Origin of the sequence: Paenibacillus dendrobii (genome assembly GCF_009807035.1) — a bacterium.
Lineage (GTDB): Bacteria > Bacillota > Bacilli > Paenibacillales > Paenibacillaceae > Paenibacillus_AQ > Paenibacillus_AQ dendrobii.
On the sequence record NZ_WUBI01000007.1, the window covers coordinates 84,120 to 107,586 of the forward strand.

General features: G+C 49.2%; 20 protein-coding genes. 2 read left to right on the plus strand and 18 right to left on the minus strand.

Translation table 11 applies throughout. The annotated features are described in order from the left end of the window. Window positions 1–179: 179 nt before the first annotated feature. The 13 genes from GRF59_RS27665 to GRF59_RS27725 form a co-directional block, all read right to left on the minus strand. Complete coding sequence (locus GRF59_RS27665) at window positions 180–1,424, minus strand: MFS transporter (protein ID WP_160500961.1); 1,245 nt, start codon at window positions 1,422–1,424, stop codon at window positions 180–182. 182 nt (window positions 1,425–1,606) lie between these two features. Next, window positions 1,607–4,564, minus strand: coding sequence for a DEAD/DEAH box helicase (locus GRF59_RS27670; protein WP_160500962.1), 2,958 nt, complete (start codon window positions 4,562–4,564; stop codon window positions 1,607–1,609). Then, window positions 4,561–6,192, minus strand: a complete 1,632-nt coding sequence (locus tag GRF59_RS27675; protein ID WP_160500963.1) for an SWIM zinc finger family protein — start codon at window positions 6,190–6,192, stop codon at window positions 4,561–4,563. Before GRF59_RS27675 ends, GRF59_RS27670 begins: the two co-directional genes overlap by 4 nt. Window positions 6,193–6,448: 256 nt before the next feature. Beyond that, window positions 6,449–6,928, minus strand: a complete 480-nt coding sequence (locus GRF59_RS27680) for a helix-hairpin-helix domain-containing protein (protein WP_160500964.1) — start codon at window positions 6,926–6,928, stop codon at window positions 6,449–6,451. A gap of 19 nt (window positions 6,929–6,947) precedes the next feature. Next, window positions 6,948–7,559: a sugar O-acetyltransferase gene (locus GRF59_RS27685; RefSeq protein WP_160500965.1), complete on the minus strand. Its 612-nt coding sequence runs from the start codon at window positions 7,557–7,559 to the stop codon at window positions 6,948–6,950. Window positions 7,560–7,751: 192 nt separating this feature from the next. After that, window positions 7,752–8,405: a carboxylesterase family protein gene (locus GRF59_RS27690; protein WP_160500966.1), complete on the minus strand. Its 654-nt coding sequence runs from the start codon at window positions 8,403–8,405 to the stop codon at window positions 7,752–7,754. Between the two features lie 188 nt (window positions 8,406–8,593). Further along, the gene (locus GRF59_RS27695) at window positions 8,594–10,339 is read right to left on the minus strand and encodes a methyl-accepting chemotaxis protein (RefSeq protein ID WP_160500967.1); all 1,746 of its coding nucleotides are present in this window, start codon (window positions 10,337–10,339) and stop codon (window positions 8,594–8,596) included. Window positions 10,340–10,633: 294 nt separating this feature from the next. Then, complete coding sequence (locus tag GRF59_RS27700) at window positions 10,634–12,172, minus strand: glycoside hydrolase family 31 protein (protein ID WP_160500968.1); 1,539 nt, start codon at window positions 12,170–12,172, stop codon at window positions 10,634–10,636. 32 nt (window positions 12,173–12,204) lie between these two features. Next, window positions 12,205–13,029: a carbohydrate ABC transporter permease gene (locus GRF59_RS27705; protein WP_160501006.1), complete on the minus strand. Its 825-nt coding sequence runs from the start codon at window positions 13,027–13,029 to the stop codon at window positions 12,205–12,207. 7 nt (window positions 13,030–13,036) lie between these two features. Further along, entirely contained in the window at window positions 13,037–13,909 is an 873-nt protein-coding gene (locus GRF59_RS27710; protein ID WP_160500969.1) for a carbohydrate ABC transporter permease, read from the minus strand. A 79-nt stretch (window positions 13,910–13,988) separates the two neighbouring features. Continuing rightward, window positions 13,989–15,272: an ABC transporter substrate-binding protein gene (locus GRF59_RS27715; protein ID WP_160500970.1), complete on the minus strand. Its 1,284-nt coding sequence runs from the start codon at window positions 15,270–15,272 to the stop codon at window positions 13,989–13,991. A gap of 207 nt (window positions 15,273–15,479) precedes the next feature. Next, window positions 15,480–16,241 carry a response regulator transcription factor gene (locus GRF59_RS27720; protein WP_160500971.1) on the minus strand — a complete coding sequence of 254 codons (762 nt, stop codon included), beginning with the start codon at window positions 16,239–16,241 and terminating at the stop codon, window positions 15,480–15,482. Continuing rightward, window positions 16,234–18,030, minus strand: coding sequence for a cache domain-containing sensor histidine kinase (locus GRF59_RS27725; protein WP_160500972.1), 1,797 nt, complete (start codon window positions 18,028–18,030; stop codon window positions 16,234–16,236). The genes GRF59_RS27720 and GRF59_RS27725 overlap by 8 nt, the downstream gene beginning before the upstream one ends. Before the next feature lie 203 nt (window positions 18,031–18,233). Here GRF59_RS27725 and GRF59_RS27730 point away from each other — a divergent pair, with 203 nt between their 5' ends. Continuing rightward, on the plus strand, window positions 18,234–19,940 hold the full coding sequence (locus GRF59_RS27730; RefSeq protein WP_160500973.1) for a family 16 glycosylhydrolase: 1,707 nt from the start codon (window positions 18,234–18,236) through the stop codon (window positions 19,938–19,940). Window positions 19,941–20,121: 181 nt separating this feature from the next. On the opposite strand, the gene GRF59_RS27735 is transcribed toward GRF59_RS27730, so the two are convergent. From GRF59_RS27735 to GRF59_RS27755, 5 genes are all read right to left on the minus strand, one after another. Next, window positions 20,122–20,469, minus strand: a complete 348-nt coding sequence (locus GRF59_RS27735; protein ID WP_160500974.1) for a DUF5684 domain-containing protein — start codon at window positions 20,467–20,469, stop codon at window positions 20,122–20,124. 239 nt (window positions 20,470–20,708) lie between these two features. Beyond that, window positions 20,709–21,263, minus strand: a complete 555-nt coding sequence (locus GRF59_RS27740) for an NADPH-dependent FMN reductase (protein ID WP_160500975.1) — start codon at window positions 21,261–21,263, stop codon at window positions 20,709–20,711. A 51-nt stretch (window positions 21,264–21,314) separates the two neighbouring features. Beyond that, complete coding sequence (locus GRF59_RS27745) at window positions 21,315–21,746, minus strand: MarR family transcriptional regulator (RefSeq protein ID WP_160500976.1); 432 nt, start codon at window positions 21,744–21,746, stop codon at window positions 21,315–21,317. A gap of 62 nt (window positions 21,747–21,808) precedes the next feature. Continuing rightward, window positions 21,809–22,090 (minus strand): phage tail protein, encoded by a 282-nt coding sequence (locus GRF59_RS27750; protein WP_160500977.1) that lies wholly within the window; start codon window positions 22,088–22,090, stop codon window positions 21,809–21,811. 283 nt (window positions 22,091–22,373) lie between these two features. Continuing rightward, entirely contained in the window at window positions 22,374–22,805 is a 432-nt protein-coding gene (locus GRF59_RS27755) for an AsnC family transcriptional regulator (protein WP_160500978.1), read from the minus strand. Window positions 22,806–22,825: 20 nt separating this feature from the next. Between GRF59_RS27755 and GRF59_RS27760 the strand changes: the two genes are divergently transcribed. Continuing rightward, a complete protein-coding gene (locus tag GRF59_RS27760) occupies window positions 22,826–23,416 on the plus strand; it encodes an MBL fold metallo-hydrolase (protein ID WP_341480150.1) in 591 nt (196 codons plus the stop codon). Window positions 23,417–23,467 lie beyond the last annotated feature (51 nt).

A 23,467-nucleotide genomic window follows, 5' to 3' on the forward strand; every position in this document is an offset into this window, starting at 1 on the left:
GGCATTATTCAAATGGACGACAGCCGGCCTGCCATACCCTGTTAAATATACGGAAGCGAATGTGCAAACAGAACTCCAAAAATGGAATGAGCTGGAAAACTTTTAAAGCCCCGGCACGTGACCGGGGCTTTGTCTTTTTTTCGATGGAGACGTAGCAGCCGAGCATGACGACTTCCCGCTTACAGCAGCTCTCCTCTTTTTTTCATAAATCCATACAGCAGCAGGCTCATCAAAGCACAGATGATTGCGCAGAGTCCGATAAAAACATACCCTGCCTGAAGTCCGCGCACCAATCCCAGCTGCGAGTTTGCCTCATAAAATCCCTTGGTACCGTCGATAATTGCACCAATCAAATAATTTCCGATGACACTGCCTATTCCCATCATCGTCACGATAAACGTGATCGCCGTATCACTCTCATTCGGATACCGTTTAGCGATCACAGCCATCACCGTCGGATAAATCGGTGCGATACCAATGCCTGCCAGCGCAAAGAAAATCGCTCCCTGTTCTCCCGATAGAATAGCGGTAAATGTACAGAGTCCCGAAAATCCCGACAAAATGATCAGCGACAGCGTAAAGCCGATTTTATCCGTAACAGGCCCCAGGAGCAGCCTCGCAAGCGAAAAACACAAAAAGAAAATGGACAGCATCCCGGAAGCTGACGCGGTGTTCCAGTGATAGGCCTTTTCCAGAAAGTTAACCAGCCAGCCTCCGACGGACATCTCAGATACGACGCCAAAGGACAAGATCAGCACAATCAGCCATAGACCGCGGTCCCGCATCAGGGAAGTCAGGGGCACGCGATGCTCAGGAGGCGTCTCATCCCCCGCAAAACGGCTGAAAAAGGCCGGAACCATCGGTATGATCGACAATGCCAGCATGATCAGATACATTTCTCGCCAGTCCACGGTATTCCCGAATATCGTCAGACTCATCAGCCCTGAAGCAATGATCGGCGCCACGGTCGAGCTGAGTCCGTAGAAGAAGTGCGCAAGGTTCATCATCGTCCCCGTGTTTCTCACAAAGATCCGCGCCCCCAGAATGGCCAGCGCAATCTCCAGCATTCCATTTCCGATATACATCAAAAAGTAGGAAGATGAGAACAGCGGATAACTCTTAGACAAAAAAATCAGCACGCCGGAGGCCGCCATGCCGCCAAAAGCCGTCAAGCTTACGAACTTAATGCCGAGCTTTCGAGTCAAAAAGGCAGTGAATGAGCAGGCGAGCAGATAACCCAAGGAGTTCAGGGAGAGCAGCGTCCCAAGCTGCATCTCGTCAATGCCAAAATCCGACTGAATTCGCGGAATGGCCGGTCCTTTGATATTTTCAGAGAAGCCGAAGATGATGAATCCGACGAACACCGTCGCCATTTGTAGAGCGTAATTACGATTGAATCTTTTGGACTTCACTTGAGGGTCCATGAGGCAAGCTCCTTATTATGTAAAATATACGGGAAAATAGGTCCCGAGTTGGGGAAGCATGAAGATTCAGTGTTGATCCGAAAAGAAACCCTATGAACGAGAATATGCCGAAGAAGTTGTATAATTCCATCACCTTATAAATGATTTGAGACGGACTATAGTCCGTCTCATGATTAACTGAGCTACTCTCCCCAATCGCTCCGCAAGGTGAACAGATCCTTCAGAGCTTCCGTCGACAGTTCCGTAATCCAGCTCTCCGTGCTGGATATGACATTATCGCTCAGCTGCTGCTTGCTTTCCAGCATTTCGTCAATGCGCTCCTCAAGCGTGCCAAGGGAGATGAATTTATGCACCTGCACGTCCTTGGTCTGACCCATCCGGTAAGCGCGGTCCGTCGCCTGGTTCTCCACGGCCGGGTTCCACCAGCGGTCGAAGTGGAACACATGGTTGGCCGCGGTCAGATTCAAGCCTACACCCCCTGCCTTAATGGACAGGATGAATACGTTAGGCTGTTCGTCGTGCGGCAGGGTCCTGGATTGGAACTGATCGATCATCCGGTCGCGCGCGGATTTGGAGGTGCTTCCGTTCAGGTAGAGTACAGGCTCCTGAAGCTCCTGTTGAAGCACCCGCCGCAGCATATCGCCCATCCCGATGTATTGCGTGAAAATAAGGCAGCGCTCCCCTTCTTCCCGAAGCTCCCGCACCATGTCCAGCAGTCGTTCAAGCTTGGAGGAACGGCTGATCAGCATTGCCGTATCCGTCATTTCATCCCAATCCGGGGATGGTTCAGAACCTTCTCCCGTCAGCAGGATCGGATGGTCGCATAACTGCTTGAGATGGGTCAGTGCAGCCAGAATCGCTCCTTTGCGCTCAATGCCTTCCAGCTTTTGCACCCGATTCATCAGATCACTCACGGTCTGATCGTAAAGAGCCCCCTGCTCGGCTGTCAGGTGAATATATGTTTTCATCTCGTTCTTGTCCGGCAGGTCCAGCTGAATGGCAGGGTCTTTCTTCTTCCGGCGGAGCATAAACGGTTTGACCAACTTCTGCAGCTGCTTCGTGCGCTCTTCATCCTGCTCTTTTTCGATCGGCTGGATAAAGCGAACGTTGAAGGCCCGCAAGCTCCCCAAAAAGCCCGGGTTCATGAAGTCATACAACGACCATAGCTCCGACAACCGGTTTTCGATCGGCGTACCGGTCAGCGCGATCCGGTGTCTTGCCGGAAAACCGCGAACGGCAGCCGATTGCTTCGTCTGGGCATTTTTAATGTTTTGGGCTTCATCCAAACACAGCGATTCCCATGTGAATTCTTTCAACATATCCTGATCCAGCGTCGCTGTTGCGTACGAAGTCAAGACGATATCTGCCTGCCGGATACTCTTGTGGAACGTTTCCCCCCCAGACCGCCTGCTGCCATAATGCAGCATGACGTTCAGAGATGGCGCAAATCGGTTAAGCTCCTTCTGCCAATTGCCCAGCACAGAGGTCGGGCAAATCAGCAGCGAAGGCTGCAGCACATCCGAATCCGCTGCAGTTTCTTTCAGATGCAATAAATACGTAATGAACTGCACGGTCTTCCCGAGCCCCATGTCGTCCGCCAGACAGGCACCAAGCCCGAACTTGCGCAGAAAAGCAAGCCAGGAATAACCATCGTATTGATAGGAACGCAGCTCGGCCTTCAGCCCTGCAGGAACAGGCAGCTTTGGCCATTCCGACTGCGACCCGAGCTGCCCGATCAGCCTCTCGAGATGCGCGTTCAGCTCAACTTCAAGCTCCACCCGCTGCGGAGCTTCCTGCAACTCATCCTCATCTTCCTGCGTTCCCCTGCCAGGCTTCCCTTCGCTGCGCTGAAGATGGAGATGCAGCACATCCTGGAAGGACAGGCCCCGAGAGCTGTCCACTCCGTCCATCATCTGCCCGATTTGTTTCAGCAGTACGGGATCAAGCGTAATCCATTCGCCCCGGAACTTGACCAAGCGCTCATTGCGGGCAACCAGCTCGTTAAACTCATGTTCGGTGAGCTGGGTCTCTCCGATCGCCACGCGCCAGTCGAACTGGATGATGGAATCCAGGCCGAACAATGAACTTCCGCTGCCTTTGGCATTCTCTTCTCCTTCGCCGGAGCGGACCTTGGCTCGAAGCTTCGGTTTTCTGCGGCTTGCTGCCTCCCACCAGGCGGGCAAAAGCACCTGCCATCCCGCTTCAAGCAAACGGCGGCTATCCGTCGTCAGAAACTGCCAGGCCGCCGCGTCGGATAAAGGCTTGCTGAAGATATCATCGCTCTGCCCTGATCGAACCGTTCCCGGAAGGCTCGCGCGAAGATGCTCCATCCAACCGACAGAACGCTCGCGCACATGGGTTGTCCAAGCATCCGGCCAGACGCCGGACGCATATCCGTCCTCCCCAAGCCGGACCTGAGAAAGCACCGAAGGATCCAGCTTGTCCTGAAGCACCAGCTTCAGGCGCCAGACGGGCTCCTGATCATCCGGCTCCAATAATTGCAGGAGCGGCCGAAACGGTGCCGCATCCGCCTTCCATCCGATCGAAATCAACCAGGCCTGTTCATTTATTCCGGCCACCGCGCCGTCCTTGGTGAAGAGCATCGGATATTCCCGCCTTAAATCAGAAGATGCCGTTTCGGTTCCGTAGCATCTGCTGAATACCAAGGACGAAAAGGCAGCCCGCAGCCCTTCTCTAAACTCCGGGCTGCTTCGGACAATCTCCTTCCTCGTTTGAGCATCGAGAGCCGTTTCATCCCAGGTCCAGCGCAATTTCCCTGCCTGAAAGTTTGCGAGGCTTGGAATGAAACGTCTTTCATCGATGCAAGCTTGGAGTGCAGGAGCAAGCCTGATAAGCTCTTGAGCTTCTTCTTCCCAGTTCCAAGTGATATGTTCCAGGAGCCTCCTCTCAGCAAAGAACGGCAGGACCTGTTCTGCAGGCAGCACCACCAGCTCAAGTTCCTGAACCTGCTGAACCTCCAGCTCCGTCCCATAGAAGGAAGCTTCATGCCAAGCGAACAACCGCTGCTTCATGTCTACTCCCGGCACATACCGGTGTCCCTCGGTTGATCCGTATATAAGCGCATCCCCATAAGCACTCAAACGGACATGAACGGTAATGTAATCCGTATATAGGCTCATGATATCAGTTTTCCTTTCCGAAGCTCCTCCTGCAAGGCGCGCAGCCGGCTGTGTCGGTTGGCGAATGCGGTGATAAAATGCTCCCACCGCTCCTGCTGCTTCATTTTTGCGTACAGCTTGGATAGCCGCTTAAGAAGCTTCACGGCCGCTTTATAGCTCGATCTGTTCTTGAGCAGGATATACCGTTCTACAGCTTGATGATAGAAAGGCAGCAGCAGCTCAGGTGCATTCTTCTCCATCGGCTGCAGGACGCTGACGCGAAACTCCAAAGGTTCCTTTCCCGTGCTGAGCTGTATATCCATCCATCGCTGCCATTTTCCATAACTCAGCAACGTTTCTTCATAAATCTCCTTGGAATGCGGCAGCATGTCTGTAAGCGTCTCCCACATCCGCGTCTCGGACTCGGGGTAATGTTGGATGGTCTTAGTCCAATACTCCATATAATCATCCCAGTGTCCCTTGCGGTGACTGCTTAACATCGGGCTGATATGGACAAGCCACTCTTGCAGCCTGGGCCATTCCTCCGCTGCAGCCAGAGCGTTCAAGAATGAAATCAGATACCCCTGCGGGATGATCGCCGCTTTGTCTGCAGCTTGCAGCCATCCCCATGCCTGCTTGTCTTCACCCATGAAAAAGCAGATCCGGCTCTGGGCCAGCATCCATGGAAGCCGGGAAAGGCTATCGCCCAGCTCTTCCTCAGCCGACTGCAGCTTCTGCAGCTCTTCGGAATACATTTCCGTCTCCTCCAGATTCGGGTGAAGCCAGTGCAACCAGAGCTGATCATAGGCTTCGAATAAATAACTGAAGCTTTTGGGTTCCGTCAGCATCTGCCTGCGCAAATACGTCAGCGTCTTTGTGATCCGCGGCCACAGCTCCGGTTCGGTGCTTATATCAAGCCCATCTTCGAATATCCGTTTCATGTCACTCTGCAGTTCATCTGCGGCAACCTGCGTGTGATAACCAATATACGAATGGCTCGAACGTAGAGACTGCTGCGCCGGTTTCACCAGCTTGATGAGCATGAATAAATGGGCATGAAGATCATATAGCCGTTCCATGACAGGTGTAAGATCCGGCTTCATAGCGTATATGGAAGTCATAGCATTCTTGGCATATTCGGCATTAGGACTCCTGAACTCCAGCGGAGTGATGCACAGCTTGAACAAGCCATGCCATTCCGCAATGCTCATTGCCGGAATCTGCGCGGCTTTCTCCTGTAGGGCAGTAACGGCTTTTTCCCTTTGTTCAGCCATCGGAGCCCCAGAGTTCGGCGTCTTCTCCGCCTGTTTAAGCATTAGGGTAGAATGGGCGTTCACTATGGCGTGCACGAATCTCCCCTGCCTGCTGACATAATCCAGAAGGACTGCAATGATATGCTTGCAGTGGCTTGGCACGGGACAGGAGCATCGGCTTGCTGATAATGTATTCAGATCAAGCTCAACCCGATAAACATCACTTCCCTCTACCATCGCCACAATATGACCGGTATCCTTTGCCTTGCCCGGATGTACAAACCCCTGCTTAAAATATTGAAATCCCCGTTTAATCGTCAGATCGCTAAACTGCTCTCCAACGGCTTGGATGAGCATCTGCCACTCTATATCATTAATCGTATCATTTGGATTCATTATTTGATCGTCTCCTAGTGGAGTGTAGTCGGGTATGCATCTAACATCTAATCTATCATATTATAATTTTACGGATAAATCAGAAGAACAACAACATTTTGGGATATCCCTCTCTTCGGCCGTTCAACTTCAGTCATTTTCTGCTCGCTTATGGGCTGCGGATTCAGTCAAAAAAACCGGAAAACCATCAGGAATATCCTGAAGTTCTCCGGCCCTTATGAATCTGAAACGAACAATACTTTTTCTATCATCACAGTCATTTTCCCGCGGACTTTACATCGTACCATGCAGTCTTCGGCCTCGTCTCCGGATACCCGTGCTCCTTGCGATACTCTTTTCGGGCATCGGTAAAATCAAACCAGCATTTCTCGCTGCCTGGATGATTGGCATGATGCACCATGCACCATAGGGCATCCTCCAGGCAGGGGTCTTCCCAGAATCCGAAATGGTTCTCCAACTGCTCAAGCAGATCCGGTCCGTTCAAGGTCTTGAGTTCCTCCAGCGAACCGTAGCCTAAAGCGGCCATCCGCTCCGCAATTCTCGGTCCAATGGAAGGGATTGCTTGAAATTCGGCCAAAGCACGCAAGTACCCCGCCCGTTCCGGCGATGAACCCAATATTACGGCCAAGTCAGAGACATTCATATCCGCAATCGCATTAAGCCTGATTTTGCAAGATCGCATGTTCGTTTTCTCTTCAGAGGTCAGCGGTAACTTAGGTGTCTGGCGTTTATTCATCGTGAATCCCTCCAGCAATTTAATCCTCGACTCTCAGATTTTTATAATACTTGTCTTTATCCTCATCCGTGATGGCCCTCAATACGCGGCATGGGTTGCCGACCGCTACAACATTGGCAGGGATATCCTTCGTGACCACGCTGCCTGATCCAATGACCGTGTTGTCTCCAATCGTCACTCCCGGATTCACCACCGTATTGCCGCCGATCCAGACATTATCACCAATCGTAATCGGAAAGGCATATTCAAGCTCTGCATTCCGCAAGTCGTGATGCAAGGGGTGTCCTGCCGCGAAGAGGCTAACGTTCGGTCCGAACAAAACGTTGCTGCCAATACTCACCCGATTGCAATCCACGATGACGCAGTTATAGTTGGAATAAAAATTCTCGCCGATTTCAATATTGTAGCCGTAATCACAGCGAAAGGGCGGCTCAACGAAAAAATGCTTTCCCGTCTTGCCAAGCAATTGTCTGATGATGTCATTGCGTTTGTCGATTTCACTTGGTCGAAGCTCGTTAAAATCGTATACCAGTTCCTTCGCATGCTGGCGATCGCCTAACAATTCTTCGCCAAAAGCTTTATAAGGTTTGCCTTGAAGCATTTTTTCTTTTTCTGTTAACGGCTTTGTCATGATGTCTTTTCTCCCATTTCATACGTCTTCTTTTTTGAGGATTACAATACTCCCCGTCGGATTGCATGTCAATGTGCAGCCTATCATGTTAACGGAAAAAGCCGGAGAAAAGCACCATGTAACCATGATGTCTATCCTCCAGCTTGACCATACACTCACGTTACATTTATATCTGTTCTGGAACAGAACAGATTACAGCGAGTGCTCCAGCAACCAGTCATACACTTTCTGATTATCGTACGTCTCCGTCCATGAATTATGGTCGGCTTCCGGGTAAATCGTCAGTTTCACGTCGCCCCCGACCGCCTGTACAGCCTGGGTCATCACTTCCGATTCAGACAATGGCACAACATCATCCTTCGCCCCATGAAAAGCCCAGATCGGGGTCTCTTTAAGCGTATCGGCACGGCTTGGGTTTCCGCCCCCGCACACAGGTACTGCTGCCGCAAATCGGCCCGGATGCTCGGCAGCCAGCTGCCAGGTGCCATATCCCCCCATACTTAATCCTGTTAAATATACACGCGTCGGATCGGCTTGATACGTATGCATCACCTCATCCAGCGCTGCCATCACAGCCTCTTTCTCGGCGTTCCAATCCGAGTGGTCCGGACACTGCGGAGAAATGACGATGAACGGAAATGCGGGATCCTGATCCACAATATGCGGAACTCCATGGGCTTTTACCAGTTCTACATTGCTGCCTCGTTCCCCTGATCCGTGAAGAAACAGGATGACAGGCCATGTCTGATCGCCATCCCGATCATATCCTTCCGGTAAATGAAGCAGATAATCCATCGATACCTTTTTCGTGATTTCTTTCTCCAACCTGTAGGCTTGTTGACTCATCGAAACTCCCCGCTTTCTTATTTCGATAAAATAGATAGCTTGCCGTATGCTTTGTTCATACGAACCTCTTCCAACAGATATGTACGCCAATCCATGTCCCATATCCTTCTTGGCGGCCGTTTTTTATTGAGCCAAGCTTAGCAAAGAACAAGCCACCCGTCGATTGGATGGCTTGTTTTACATTCCGTTTATGCTTTCAATTTAAATACGCGTACTTCCTTCTCCAGGTCATCGGCCATCCCTTGGAGCATAGTAGCGGAGCTGGCGATTTCTTGCATGGAAGCCATCTGCTCCTCGGAGGATGCAGCAACGCTCTGCGAATGTCCTGATGCGCTTCGGCCGATCCGAGCGAGCTCATCAAGCGAAGCGGCAACCTGTTCGCTTCCGGCAGACATTTGCTCGGCTGATGCGGATACTTCATGCACCTGCTCATTCACGCTTTGCAGGGAAGTCACGATTTCGTCAAATGCCTCTCCGGCTTTTTGCACCGATTCGGAACCATTCACAACCTGGTTCATGCTCGCATTCATGGCGGTAGAGGCTCTGCTTACGTACGAGGCGATCTCGTTCAGCATGCTGGAGATTCGTTCGGAGGAATCGCCCGACAGCTCGGCAAGTTTCCGTACTTCCTGCGCAACGACTGCAAATCCCTTGCCGTGCTCCCCTACTCTTGCCGCTTCGATGGAAGCATTAAGCGCCAACAGGTTCGTCTGACCTGCAATATTTGAAATAATCGCTACGATCTTCTCGATTTCGTGGGAACGCATTTCGAGTTCCTTCAAAATATCTACGGTTTCGGATACCGTTGCATGGATGCCTTTCATCTCATCTACGGAATGCTGCACAACCTGATTGCCTGTTTCCGCCTTCCGGGCGACTTCCTGGGCATGTTCGGACAGAAGGGAAGAATACTCCGCGATCCGCTGAATGCCGACAGCCATTTCCTCCATCGCCACCTGGCTTTCAATAGCAGACTGCATCTGTGTCTCAGAGCCTCCTGCAACCTCCTGAATGGAACGGGTAATTTCTTCCGTCGCTCTTGAGGTCTGATCTGCGCTCGCTGCCAGTGCCTTGGAAGACTGGGTCACTTTCTCAGAAGTCTGCTGAACGTTCTCGATCAAATGTCGGATATTCCCGATCATCGTATTGAAATTAGCCGACAGAACCCCAACCTCATCCTTGTTTTTAACGGGAGCCTGTACGGACAGGTCTCCGTCCGCAACGCGGATACTGAGTTTAGACAACTCAGAAATCGGACGCAGCGTAATTCTGACCATAAAGATCACGAGCAGAATAAACACGAGTGCGACTACCGAGCCAATGATACTGGTCTTAATCGTGTATGCACTCTGCTGATCCGAGATGATGGAGAAGTTGAAATCGACGCCGAAGATGGCGACTCTTTTGCCGCTGCTGTCCTCCACCGTGTTGACAACGCTGACCCATTTCCCATAATCATCAGAATAGACCTTGGATGTAGCATAGCCGACCTTATCCATTTCTTTTAAAGCATCCTCTAATGCACCCTCGGCTTCATACACATTTCCGGGCTTTAGACCCGAATCATAAAGCTCCTGATTACCGAGAATGAGCTTAAGTTTCGTGGTGTCCCCACTCCCTTCGATGTCCGGCATGTAGATGTAGCTGTTGGAAATCATTTTATGCTTCTTCATGCTGTCCAGTCGTCTCTGTACCTGCTGAATTTGCTCGTCTTTCATCAATGCATCCGAGCCAAGCAGCGTTTTTGCCTTTTCGATATACGGGATATCCTCCGCTATGATGTTATACAGCGCCCATTCCAAATTGGAGAGTTCCGTGAACTGCTGAGTCTTCATCTGCGATTGGGCCAGCATCGTCAATATACTTTCCAGCAAAAAGAACAATACCGACAAGACAATGATCGATTTGAAGACCAGACTGCTTTTTCTTTTCATGATAACCACCTTATATTCTTTGAAGTTCATTGCCGTTAATCCACCAGCGTTTTGCCATTCACAGATTATTACGTTGACAAAAGACTCAAAAACTGGACAACAACATTGTGATGAATTTTATATCGACATTTTAGTCCGTTGTTATGAAGGATTTTTTTGCATAACACATCAAAAAAGCCGAACTTGATGTGCTAGATCACATACAAGTTCAGCTTTTTTGTACAATCATTCCATGTATCGTCCGTTCTCAAAACGAAATACCCTATTCATGCCGGCATGCACAGTACTCTATCATTACGCTTCGGCTAGCTTCCGATACCAAGGCAGCCTGCTGAGCGGCGCATCAACTTCCAGTGTACACGGCCCTTGAACTACGCTGTCATCGTCGCCCTTCCAGGTACCCGGCGGAATTGTGACTTCGCGGCTTACCGATCCTTTAAGCAGAACAGGAGCAACCAGAATATGCTCACCCAGCATGAATTGATCCTTGATCTCCTCATAACCCATGCCCGGATAGGAATATGCCAGATGCCGCATCATCGGCTCTCCATCCTTGGCCGCCTGCTTCGCGAGGTTCAAGATTTCTCCGCCCAAACGGCTGTGCAAACGGGCAGCCTCCACGCAGTAACCCAGATGCTCTGCATCCAGCACACGCCAAGGTGCGGCCGAGAACTGCATCATCGGAAATAATGCCGCACACTGCGCGGAACGGACGAACAGCTCCTGGTCCAGGGAATCGGAATGCCGCTGAAAATGTTCGTACTCCCCGCCCCCGATCATGTCAGGGCATACAAAGGGATGACCAAGCAAGCCTTGCGCAAGGGCATCCGGAATCAGCGCAGACAGGCCATTGCTGTCCCATGCATGCAGCTTGTCCCTGAGCCGCTGCGCCAGCGGCTGCCCGCCCAGCTTCCAGCAGGCCCGGTACTCGTTCAATGCATACCGGAGGCCGATGCGCGCCCATGCCTCGCACTGGTCATGAGGACTGGCGGATGGAGAAGCAGTCTGGTCGCCGTTTTCATAGAATTCAATATCCCCGGCATCCAGCTTGAACCCATCGACGCCATATTCGGTACGTAAGATATCGAGCTGTTGATGAAACCAGAAAACGGCTCCTTCATGAGTACAATCCAGCACTGCGCTGTATCCGTTCCACCAGTGCCGGATCGCCGTATGACCAAGCGAGTCCTTAAGAAGGTATCCCTTGGTTTCCAATTCACGGAAAGTCCTCGAATCCGGGCTGATGAAGGGACATACCCAGAGCATAACCTTGAAGCCCATCTCATGCAGCTGTTCGACCATTCGTTTCGGATCGGGAAACCGTCCGGAATGAAAGCGCCATGTCCCATAAGGCTCATGCCAATTATCATCAATCATGATCACGCCTGGCGGCATGCCCTGATCCAGAACCGCCTTGGCATAGGCGAGCACCTTCTCCTGAGTAGGTTCATACAAGAGCTCAATCCATAAGTTATATTGAGGTGCTGTGAACAGCAGTTCATCCGGGTATGAACCCGCTGCGGGAAAGTGCTTCCCGGCAGCCCCGGCAAAAGCCCCCCTGAGGTCCTCTAATCCTTCCGCCATCGTCATTTCCGATTTGCCCCTGAAAATATGTAATTCTCCCCCAGTGAACGAAAAGGCAAAGGGCTCGTCCGACCATACGTATCTTCCGCAACTGGAAACCAGCAGCGGCGCCGCCTGATTCATGCCCAGAGTCTTTGTCAAATCTCCTTCGAAAAGGGCAGCTCCGTACGGCATGCTCATGCCATCCGAGGCTCGTCCTCCCCACCAACGCTCACCTGGCAGCAGCGGGATCACGGTGTTGTTATTCATGGTTCACTCTCCTTCATCGTCTTAAGCACACCTTATCCTTTGACAGATCCAGCCGCAATACCTTTAATAATATATTTCTGCATGATGATATAGAAAATCAGCAAAGGCGCAACACCCAGCACCATCATCGGAAAAAAGGCTGTCCAGTTCGTGGAAAATTGCCCGATATTCCGGTATACCTCCTGCAAAATAACGGCCTTATCCCTGGTCTGCAAAAACAACAGCGGTCCCATAAAATCGTTCCAAAAAGTCAGCGAATTGAGGATCGCCGCTGAAGCAACAACAGGCTGCATCAGTGGAAGCACGATTCGAAAGAAAGTACCAATGACACCCGAGCCGTCAATGGATGCCGATTCCTCTACCTCCAGCGGCAGCGATTTGACGAAATTAATAAACAGAAAGACGTTAAAGGGAATCGTGACAGATATATTCACAATGATGACCGCCCACAAGGTATTCATCAGATGCAATGTGCTGATAAGTTTGTATAAAGGTATGAGTGCAATCTGAAATGGAACAACCAGACCGGCAATGACCGCCACAAATAAAAGCTTGCCGATTAGGCTCCGGGAACGGGCGAAACCATACGCTGCCATGCAGGGCAGAAGAGTGCATCCGATCAGGGAAAAGAAAGTGATTATAAAATTATTTGTAAATACCCTCGGATAACGCATCATATTCCATGCCTCGGCGTAATTGCCAAACGTCCAGTGATGAGGAAGTCCCAGCGGACTGGCTGCCGCTTCCTCCGGAGTTTTCAGCGTAGTCACCAGCAAGTAATATATGGGCAGCGCCACAATAACAGCCAAAATAATTAGGCTCAGCTCCAGCAAGTAAGGCCTTTGGGCTTTTTTCATACTCACCTTATGACACCTCCCATCGCTTCATCAGCCGCAGTTGCAAAAGCGTCACCACCATGACAAACAGGGAGAACAACACGCCCAGCGCTGATGCATATCCGAGCTGGCTATCCGTAAAAGCCCGCTGAAGCAGTACGGTCACTATGCTTTCCGTTGCATGTCCCGGTCCCCCGGAAGTCATGGAGAAGATAATATCAAATACCTTCAAACCGCCGATCATACTAAGTACCGTATTAATGGTGATAGACGGGACGAGCAAGGGCAGGGTAATATTCCAGAATGTTTTCCAACCATTCGCGCCATCGATATGGGCCGCCTCGAACAGTTCTTTGGAAATACCCTGCAAATTCGCAAGATAAATCACCATAGCCCATCCGGTCCACTGCCATACCTGCGTCAAAATCACGGAGTAAAGCGCAAGCTTCGGCTCTCCAAGCCAGTTAACTGAACCAAGGCCCAAATGGGACAGCATCTGGTTAAGCGGGCCGTAGTCCAGCGAGGACATAATATAGGACCACAAGAATCCAACCACCAGAGGACTAAGAACAGCCGGAGCAAAAAAGACCATCCGCAGCACATTTTTCGACCTCAGGTTTTTATCGAGCGCCACAGCCAGCGGCACGGCCAGTGCATTCTGCACAATCGTCATAATCACCGCATAAACAATGGAATTTTTAATCCCGGTAAGCACCACATCATCATTGAAAAGCTGTCTGTAATTATCCAACCCTATAAAGTGGATACTTCTCTGAAGCAGCGACCAGTCCGTAAAACTGTGTGCGAAGGTGGATATCACCGGATATAGGTAGAAAATAAAGTAAAACAGTAGTGCAGGCACAATCAAAAGCAAAAAGGCAAATTCCCGTTTTCGTGTCATGTTGTTCTCATTCCTTTCTTGGCTAAGAAAAAATCAGGGATATCCGGGGCCGGTTCCCGAGATATCCCCCTACATCGATTTAGTTGCCCTTCAATGACTTTCGTTGCTGCTCTGCTTTGTTATCCAGCACCTGCAGTGCTTCATCCACTTTCTTCGCTCCGGTGAGCACTTCCTGGAGTGCCTTGCCGTAATCCTCTGCAATCGCCCCAAACGGCCAAGTAATCCACGGTGCATAGACATGACCTTCTTTGAAGGCTGCAGCTGAATCCGCATATTCCGAGGGCAGCTCAACCTCAACGCCCTTGAGGAAGGAACTGCCGAAATTGTCCTTAATCAAGGCCTGCTGTGCTTCCTGCGTCGCTGTCAGCTCCATAATCTGCATCGCCACATCCTTGTGCTTGGACTGCTTGTTGACCGCAAAGGCACTTCCCGGCCCGCCGATCAGCCAGCCCGTTCCCGCCGTGAGGCCCGGAATCGGGAACATTCCCATGTTCAGATTCGGGTTCTTCTGCTTCAGCGCTTCCGCCGCCCATGGTCCGGATTCCCACATCGCCGCTTTACCGGTTGCAAATTCATCCTGTGCCTGATCATAATCGACTCCAAGCATATCCTTCGTAATGTTGCCCTTCTGAATGGTCTCCGTCCACTTGGTGACCGCATCGTTCCATTGTCCGCTCACTGCCTTCGTACCATCTGAGAAAGCAGTGTCAAAATCCTTGTTTTCCGGTTTCGAGTAAAATTCGTTCAGCAGCATTCCCATTGACTGCTTCATCATTGGCTCCCAGGATTTCGCACCCATCGCCTGCGGCTTGATACCTTCCTGACGGAGCTTATCGTGAATGTCCATCCACTCATCCCAGGTCTTCGGAGGTGTCAGTCCATATTTTTCGAAAATATCCTTGTTGTACCAGATGCCCTCGAACCAGGATTGAAGCGGAATCGTATATACTTTACTTTGATAGCGCATCAGACCTGTATCATTATATTTACTGGTGAAGGAAGCATCCGTCAGATCTTCGACATAACCCGCATTTGCGTAAACCGCACCGCTTCCGCTCGTTTCAAAAATATCCGGTCCTTCCCCTGCAGCCAACTGCGTACGGAGCATGTTCTCGAAGGACTTCAAATCCACGAACTGGAATTCGATATCCACATTAGGAAGCTTCTCTTTCAGGTAATCCAGATAAGACCTCCGCGTCTCCTCTTTGTTGTAACCCATGATGCGGATTTTGACCTTTTTCTCTGACTGAGACCCGCCCTCTGAATTTTTGTTGGAGCCTGTATCGTCCGATTTCCCGCATCCCGACAGTACCAGAGATGAGAGCATCAGCAAGCTTAAGAACACGGTTACTATTTTTTTCATGATACCCCTCCTACAATCAAGCTATGGTTGTTTACGATATCGCTTACATTACTATCGTACTCCGGCGCAGCCCTCTGCCTGAAGTCTTGAAACTACGGTTTCTGCAACAATACTACGCTTACAAGATGAAAGAAACGATATGTCTATTAAGATCTCCATCGTTTCTAGCCGATCAAGAAAAAAGACCGCGTCGCTCGCGGCCCGTTCCTAACCTATATCGACTTTCAAATCACGGTATTCCTGTGGCATGATCCCTGTCGTTTTTTTGAACACCTTCGTAAAATAGCTTGGATTCTCGTATCCAACTTCAAAGGCGATTTCATAATTTCTCATCGCTGTCGTCCTGAGCAGGCGTTTCGCCTTTTCCATGCGGATATGCGTCACATAATCCCAGATATTTACGCCCGTTTCTTTTTTGAACAAATTCGACAGGTAGTTCTTGCTAATGCATATCTCGGTGCAAATCTCCTCCATTGTCAAATTGCGATTATAATGCATTTCTATGAAATGCTTCACCTTCTGCACATGATAATTCTCCGATCCCTCCAGAGCATATTTACGGTTCACAGCAAAATCAGGGTCTTGGGCTTGCTCCTTCCGGATCTGTTCTGCCGCGCGCCCGACCAACGTCCGCAGCTTCTCGTCATCCAACGGCTTCAGCAAGTAGCCGAACACGCCGCATTCAATGGCCCGCTGGGCATATTCAAATTCACCGTGTGCGCTGAGCAAGATGATCTTCATTCCAGGTATTTCAGTCCGAACTTTCTCAATTAGCTCTAAGCCATCCAGCTCCGGCATGCAAATATCCGTAATCAAAAGCTGCGGTCGCCGCTCCAGAATGAGTTCAAGCGCCTGTTGACCATCGGTCGCCGTTCCCGCAATCGCAATGCCGAACTCCTCCCAATTCAGGATTTTTTCCAGCATGAGCAGTGACAGTATTTCGTCATCTGCCATCACAAGCTCAAGCATGTTCCTCCCCCATCTCTGGTAAATATAATGTAACTTTGGTGCCCAGCCGTTCTTCGGATTCAATGATCAGTCCATAAGCGTCCCCATATTTGTACTTAATACGGTCGTGCACATTTTTAATCCCGATATGTTCCGTCCCAGGCGGTTCCTCCTGATGAAGCAACCCGCGCAGTTCCGTTAGCCGCTCGGTGCTCATCCCCCAGCCAGTGTCTTCGATAACGATTTCCACTCCCCCGGGGAGCCGATGAGCCGTTATCCGAATCGTTCCCTTGCGACTACCACTGAATCCGTGGAGGATTGCATTCTCTACAATAGGCTGAAGGAGCAGCTTGGGCGTCTTCATATGTAAAACCCGCTCGTCTGCGGCAAACTCATATTGAACTTTATCCGGGTAACGGTAATTCTGGATTTGCAGATACGCCTTGACATGATCAAGCTCCCTATACAGCACGACCAGTTCATTGGGCTGGTAAATGGAGTAACGCATCACATCGCCTAACAGCGTGACCATAAGACTGACATCTTCACTGCGGTCACAGATCGCGAGCGACTTGATGGATTGCAGTGTATTATACAGAAAATGCGGATTGATTTGGGATTGCAACGCCGAAATCTCGGCCTCTTTGGTTTTGATGGCATAGGAAAAGACATCATGATTCAGCTGGTTAATCCGTTTGATCATCCGCATAATCCGCGTCGTGAGCTTCTGCATCTCCACCGAACTGTCGTCGTACAGATTTAGATCAAAGTTTCCTTGCTGCACAGCACTCATCTTTCGCATCAAACCAGTAATGGGACGGGTAATCCGGGACGACACGAACACCGATATCATAATAACGCTTAAAATAGTAGCTGCAAGTAGTGCCCATATTAGCTTTTTGACGTTATCGTTATGAGCCAGAATCTCTTGCATCGGAATCATCGCTATAATTTTCCACCCGTTCACCTTGGAGGTTGTATAAACGCCCAGAAATGTGTGCTGGCCGCTCCCCACGTTAAATCTTCCCTCTCCTTTTCCCACATGGGTAGCGATTTCCAATTGCAGCTCTGCACTAATGCTATTCTCCGAAGGCTTGAATACGAATTCATTTGCATCGTCCATGATGAGAAAGAAACCGTTTTGCTCCAGCTTGCTCTCCTTCGTCAATTCCTGAATCTCCTGCAGCTTGAGGTTGAACATGACACTCGTGCCGTCCTTTCTGGACGGGTTCCAAAAGTCGAACACCGGCGCCACAGCCGAAATTACCTTTTCCGATGAATCTGGCGGATTAAAATAGTAATCCTGAGGGTGTATGCCGATAAAATGAACTTTGAAAAAGTACTCATTCTGAAACGTTGGAAACCAGCTTTGGCTATAAAAAGAATAGTCACTCCTTACCGTGCTTCCGGAATATTCATACACAATGCCGGATGGCTTGATTACAGCCACGTCTTTAATGCTTGGATTGTAGCGTAAAATATCTTTCATACGATCCTCAACCAAGCGACGTCGAATCAGCCTTTGCTGATCATCGTCACCATCGTAACCGCTTACAGCATCCTGTATCACAGACTGTCCCGCAGCAATTTGCACAAGCGTCTTGATCTGGTTAAAATAGGAATCCACGTTCAACCTTGCCTCCGTTACGATTTTGGACGTATAGCTGATCACTTCGGAGGTAAGCGTCGTACTGAACATATGATAGGTAATGTAACCCAACATGCCGATGAGAAGGATAAAAATGAGAGAGAAGTAAGTCGTGATTTTTCTTCGGATGGATGTGGGTCTGAATAATATATTGAATCTCATGATAAGGTTCCACTCCTGATTGCCTATTGCTCCTTGCAATTCCTGCCATCTATTGTAACGGGAAAGTGCGGCTAAACCAATCGATTTTATATCGATACCGTAGTATTGGATCAAATATCGTAGTATACTTTCTTTCCTCCAAATTGGAAGCGCTTTATATTGAGATCAGATAAAAATCTTAATTCATTTTGAGGAGGAACATAATGAACTGCAAATGGATCAAACCACTTCTGGGAACGATATGTGCCGCAGGTATGATGTTGGCCATCGAGGCCATGGTCGCTCCTTCCGCAAGCGCTGCTGACTTTCCTGCCAACCCTGTCGGCAAGCCCGGATGGATACTTACCGCAAGCGACGAGTTTAACGGAACCGAATTGAATCAGCAGCTTTGGTTCCCCTACTATCTTCCGCATTGGTCCACCCGCGAACTCACCAAGGCAAATTACGAATTTCAAAATGGCAATCTTGTGCTTAAAATTACCCCAGAAATGCAGCCATGGGACCCGGTAAAAGATGCTGGTACCGTCATATCAGGTATTCAAACCGGTGAAAAGGACTGGCTCCACCGCTGGACCAACTACAGTGCCAATAACCATCATGAGCCCACCGTCCAGAACTTCCTGCAAAAATACGGATATTTCGAAATACGAGCCAAAGTGCAAAAAGGCTCCGGTATTCATTCCGCCTGGTGGATGATTGGTTTCCAGCAGGATCAGGATAACGCGACCGGCAATACCAAAATGAATGCAGAAATAGACATCTTTGAGATCCTGGGAAGAAATCCTTCTTCTGATTTAATCAATCTGCATCCTTGGAGTGACTCCACCCTCTCTTCTTCAAGCAATACGGTTTCCGCGGGGGCAGACTTGTCCCAGGAATATCATGTCTACGGATTCGAATGGGATGAGACGAACATGAAATTTTATCTAGATAATCAGCTGGTGAAGATCATGAATCAAAGTCCCAATTATCCGATGATGACCTTGCTTGGCCTCTATGAAAAACGTAATGGCGGCTGGACAGGCGCTTTGGACCCAAGTGTTCCCTACCCCAAGAAATTTGAGATTGATTATTTCAGAGCTTATCAAAAAGCACCTGACTATCCATTATTCTCAGTCTATCGGGAAGGTGAGGATGCTTATTTATACAGAAACGCCAAGGTTAACGAAACAAATGCTGCCTCAGGCAAACGTGTAGCCGGATATATTGGAAATGGTCCTGAGAATTACGCTGAATTCAAGGATATTTATGCGCCTTCTGCAGGAAACTACCCAATCCAAATTGGCTATATTTCCGGGGAGAATCGGGATTTATTCGTACAAGTTAATAACGGTATACCCATTCAGTTATCCGCTCTGAACAGTGGCTCTTGGAGCAGTAAAGCTTCAGTCTCAGCTTCAGTGAACTTGAATTCCGGTCTTAACACGATCCGCTTCTTTAACGACAGCGCCTCTGCACCTGATATCGACTCATTTACGATCGGTGCAGTCAATAAAGCTTTGACGGCCACCTTGACTGCTTCATCCCAAAACGGCATCTATCCGGTAGCTAATCTGGCTGATGCGAATATGCGGACAACCTATCAAAGCACGAATAACCCTACATTCCCGCAAAGTATAACCCTGAATTGGAGTACACCCCAAGCATTCAGCCAGGTTGCGCTCAACTCCACATTTGGTCAAGGGCAAGGGATCACCGACTTTGAAGTTCAGACCTCCGATGACGGCATAACGGGTTGGACCACGACAGCCACATCCGGCACACTTTTCTGGTCCTCCAATAATGATACAACCGAAAAGAAACGATTGAGCTTCTCTGAAGTGAATGGAAAAAAAGGACTCCGTATTCTTGTAAAGCAGGCTAATTTGCAGTGGAAACATTTTGCAATCAATGAGCTTGAGGTTTACTAATGTTAAAACCAAAAGCCGCCCCATCTGTGGAGGCGGCTTTTCATCCTTGCCCTAAGTGCATTTTCAGCTATCTATTGATCCGGCAGATCATCCGACATGCGTGGAGTCCGCCGTTTCATTATGTAAGTGTGTGTTGGTAACACTTAATAAGTAACACCTGGTCCCGGAGGAAGGGGGGATCTTAAAGGTCGTACTCCGTTTTGCTGGAATAACCCCAAACAATCCACAAAATTGTATATACCGGGGGCAAGAAGATGGAGAATAAAACGTAAGCTCCCGTTTTCCCGAAAGCATTCAACAGCTTAACCTGCCAAATAATCGCAAACACGATATTTACAATTGGAACCAAATAGATCAGAACCCACCATGCACTGATATTAATCAGTTTCAATTGCAAAATATAATTCAGAATCGGAACGAACGCAAACCAGGCAATGTCATTCCTGTCCGCTTTTTTCGCAAGTTGAAAGTAAGCTCCGCAAACCACAAAATACACCACGATGTAAAGTACAATCAAAAATCCTGTCATTGAATCCCCTCCCTTAACATGGAATTAAAGTTAAAAATCCACTTTTCATGATTCGCTATCATTCGAGGAAACCCTTCTTTATTCTTCCTCCTTTCGACCTCAATCTACGTCATGATACCTATGATTGTTATAAGGAGTCCTTTATACCATATTTTCAGGAGTGCTTTTTATGACTAAAAACCGTCCAACGACAGCAAAAAACCCGGCAGCAAAAGCCACCGGGTCCTAAAAGAGCTTCTTTATTTCAAAATAGAAGCCTGCTGGTTGTACCATTTCACGAAATTGTTGATGACAGAATCCAGGAAAAGCACTGTTGCTTCATCTTTGATATCGCCGTTCTCATCCATTTTCTCGTGAACGATGCCTACGTACACTTCGTTGCCCGGAAGCAGCGGAGAATTGACGCCTGGCGAGAACAAGATGTCACGTAGATGCTCTTGAGCGCGTACCGAACCCATAAGCCCCATGGAAGCCCCCATAATGAAAGAAGGCTTGCCAACCATGACGCGGTCGCCGCGGGACAGCCAATCGATGACATTCTTCAGAACGCCTGGAATCGAATAGTTATACTCAGGAGTTACCCATAAAACGGCATCTGCTGCAGCTACTTTTTCACGCAGCTCTCTAACAGGTGCAGGCGGGTCGTTCTCAATGTCCTGATCGTAAAAAGGAACCTCGCGGATGTTCAAAATCTCCACTTCCATCTGTTCCTTGTATTTATTCTTTACATACTCGGCAAGCTTCACGTTGTAAGAATCTTTGCGGATACTCCCTACCAATGCTACAACTTTCATTCTGTCATTCCTCCAATATGTGTTTGTTTAGTATGCTTCCAAAGCCCAAGGTTATACCTGCTGCGCATTATCGCGCACTTTCCCAAGCAGCCTTCTCAGCTCTGAGGTTTCTTCTTCCGTCAACCCTTTGTTTAACAGCTCACGGGTGGCTGTGTTGATGGTATTCACTACTTCTCTAAGCTCTCTGCCCTTATTGGTCAGGTACACTTCCACAGAGCGGCGATCATTCGGACATCCTACCCGCCGGATATATCCTTTGCCTTCAAGGCTAAAAATCATCCGGGTAATGCTGGATTTATCTTTCCCGAGCTTCGCAGCAATGCAGTTCTGCGACATGCCTTCCCCTTCCATAAGGAGAGCCAGAATCAGATGCTGCTCCGGGGCTAATTGATAGGGAGCCAGCTGCTTTTTCAAATATTGCGTGATCTCCAAATCAACGGTATGAATCAAGACCCCTATATTGTCAAATACTCTAGATCCCACCGTATCACCCCGTTAGTTGATATAACAACCGTTGACTAGTCAATTATCTTATGCCAGGACGATTATGTCAAACGCAGTTCATTCCATTCATGAACCAATCCTTCAGTTGCTATCATAAATTGCTGTTGTACAGCAGTATTTTCCCGTGTTCGAAAGCATTTGACTTGGGGAAGCTCAGGAACTTTAAACGTATTTACTCCATCGCCCCCATAAGCTGCACCTATCACGGCATACAAGCTTTGATATTGTTCCACCGAAAGCTCCTGCCCATTACAAAATACCCATCCGGCCGGAGCCGATTCTCCGGTAAACTTTCTGATCTCTCCTAAGTATGGCTTGTTCATCCAACGGCTCCTCTCATTTTCCGAGACATGTATGAAATGATTCATCCCGTGAGTACGATACTCCTATTGTACATACCCGTTCTGAACATTTTCTGAACATCCCCTCATAGTAAGAATGACGAATGAACATTGCACAAAAAAGCCGCCTGGAATCTTTGCCAGCGACTTATTTTGTATCCACATTCTTTTTAATTAACTCCACCATGATGAATGACCCGGAATATGCTCGGGCATCGTTCCAATATGCTTGGCTGAGCGTTCCACGTAAAGGAACTTTTGCGTTCTATTTCATTTGGCCAATGGACAGACTCACCTTATAATTCCCGTAATTTAAAATATCGTCCAGTAGCTCGTTCAGCTCCTGAGGCGAGCCCACCCGGACCCGCATCCAGTAACAGCCGCCTTCTCCGCTAACCCGATGCATTTCGACCACCTCTTGATGTTCCTGTACAAAGGATAGGAAGAGCTGATGGGCGCTGTTCGATTTGAGGAATACGGTAACAAAGGCATGCACCGCCAACCCGATTTTATTCGGATTCCAACGCAGCGTGTAGCCTTCGATCACGCCGGCATCCTGCAGCTTGCGCACGCGCGCCCCGACCGCCTGCCCCGTTAAATGAACGAGCTCGCCAATATCCTTGTAAGAACGGGTTGAATCTTCAATTAAAAGATCCAGAATCCGCAAATCCACTTCATCCAATGCGAAATGATTCACCGTCTCAAATTCCTTTCACCGTGAAAAGCTGGCTCAAACCGGATGCAGTCCTGTTAACACATTTACACCCCGATCATTGGGACCAGGCGGCGGTAGAGGCTTTGGACAAATCACTGCTGATCCTGTGCCAGCCGGGCGAAGAGGCGGCGGTTCGCAAGGTCGGTTTTACTGACGTAACAGAAGTACATGAAAGCTTAACTTACAAGGGAACAATGATTTTCCGCACGACCGGACAACATGGCACAGGCAAAATCGGCCGGCTCATGGGCCAGGTATCCGGCTATGTTTTCAAGGCTGAAGGCGAGCCCGCTCTCTATATCGCCGGGGACACGATCTGGTGCGAAGATGTGAAGCGGGTCCTGGATGAGCATCATCCGGAGTATACATTGGTTAATGCCGGCGGCGCCAAATTCATCGAAGGCGGAACGATCATTATGAATGAGGACGATGTGGTCAGCTTATGCCGGTACGCTCCCTATACGAAAATCGCTGCCATTCACATGGAAGCTATCAATCACTGCTTCACCACGAGAGCAGACCTGAAAGGACGGATCGATGCCGAGCACTTGACTGATCAGGTCCGGATTCCTCTGGATGGTGAATGGTTCTAAACATCAGCATTTTCATACTGATGGTGCTCCAAGCGGCCGACATAACGGGAT

Excerpts from the sequence above, each read along its gene's own strand:
- GRF59_RS27720 (WP_160500971.1), bottom strand. The coding sequence starts at position 16,241 with ATGCTTGAGCTTGTGATGGCAGATGACGAAATACTGTCACTGCTCATG.
- GRF59_RS27750 (WP_160500977.1), bottom strand. The coding sequence starts at position 22,090 with ATGAACAAGCCATACTTAGGAGAGATCAGAAAGTTTACCGGAGAATCG.
- GRF59_RS27695 (WP_160500967.1), bottom strand. The coding sequence starts at position 10,339 with ATGAAAAGAAAAAGCAGTCTGGTCTTCAAATCGATCATTGTCTTGTCG.
- GRF59_RS27690 (WP_160500966.1), bottom strand. The coding sequence starts at position 8,405 with ATGAGTCAACAAGCCTACAGGTTGGAGAAAGAAATCACGAAAAAGGTA.
- GRF59_RS27675 (WP_160500963.1), bottom strand. The coding sequence starts at position 6,192 with ATGAATCCAAATGATACGATTAATGATATAGAGTGGCAGATGCTCATC.
- GRF59_RS27730 (WP_160500973.1), top strand. The coding sequence starts at position 18,234 with ATGAACTGCAAATGGATCAAACCACTTCTGGGAACGATATGTGCCGCA.
- GRF59_RS27680 (WP_160500964.1), bottom strand. The coding sequence starts at position 6,928 with ATGAATAAACGCCAGACACCTAAGTTACCGCTGACCTCTGAAGAGAAA.
- GRF59_RS27715 (WP_160500970.1), bottom strand. The coding sequence starts at position 15,272 with ATGAAAAAAATAGTAACCGTGTTCTTAAGCTTGCTGATGCTCTCATCT.
- GRF59_RS27740 (WP_160500975.1), bottom strand. The coding sequence starts at position 21,263 with ATGAAAGTTGTAGCATTGGTAGGGAGTATCCGCAAAGATTCTTACAAC.
- GRF59_RS27700 (WP_160500968.1), bottom strand. The coding sequence starts at position 12,172 with ATGAATAACAACACCGTGATCCCGCTGCTGCCAGGTGAGCGTTGGTGG.
- GRF59_RS27735 (WP_160500974.1), bottom strand. The coding sequence starts at position 20,469 with ATGACAGGATTTTTGATTGTACTTTACATCGTGGTGTATTTTGTGGTT.
- GRF59_RS27725 (WP_160500972.1), bottom strand. The coding sequence starts at position 18,030 with ATGAGATTCAATATATTATTCAGACCCACATCCATCCGAAGAAAAATC.
- GRF59_RS27670 (WP_160500962.1), bottom strand. The coding sequence starts at position 4,564 with ATGAGCCTATATACGGATTACATTACCGTTCATGTCCGTTTGAGTGCT.
- GRF59_RS27685 (WP_160500965.1), bottom strand. The coding sequence starts at position 7,559 with ATGACAAAGCCGTTAACAGAAAAAGAAAAAATGCTTCAAGGCAAACCT.
- GRF59_RS27710 (WP_160500969.1), bottom strand. The coding sequence starts at position 13,909 with ATGACACGAAAACGGGAATTTGCCTTTTTGCTTTTGATTGTGCCTGCA.
- GRF59_RS27705 (WP_160501006.1), bottom strand. The coding sequence starts at position 13,029 with ATGAAAAAAGCCCAAAGGCCTTACTTGCTGGAGCTGAGCCTAATTATT.
- GRF59_RS27665 (WP_160500961.1), bottom strand. The coding sequence starts at position 1,424 with ATGGACCCTCAAGTGAAGTCCAAAAGATTCAATCGTAATTACGCTCTA.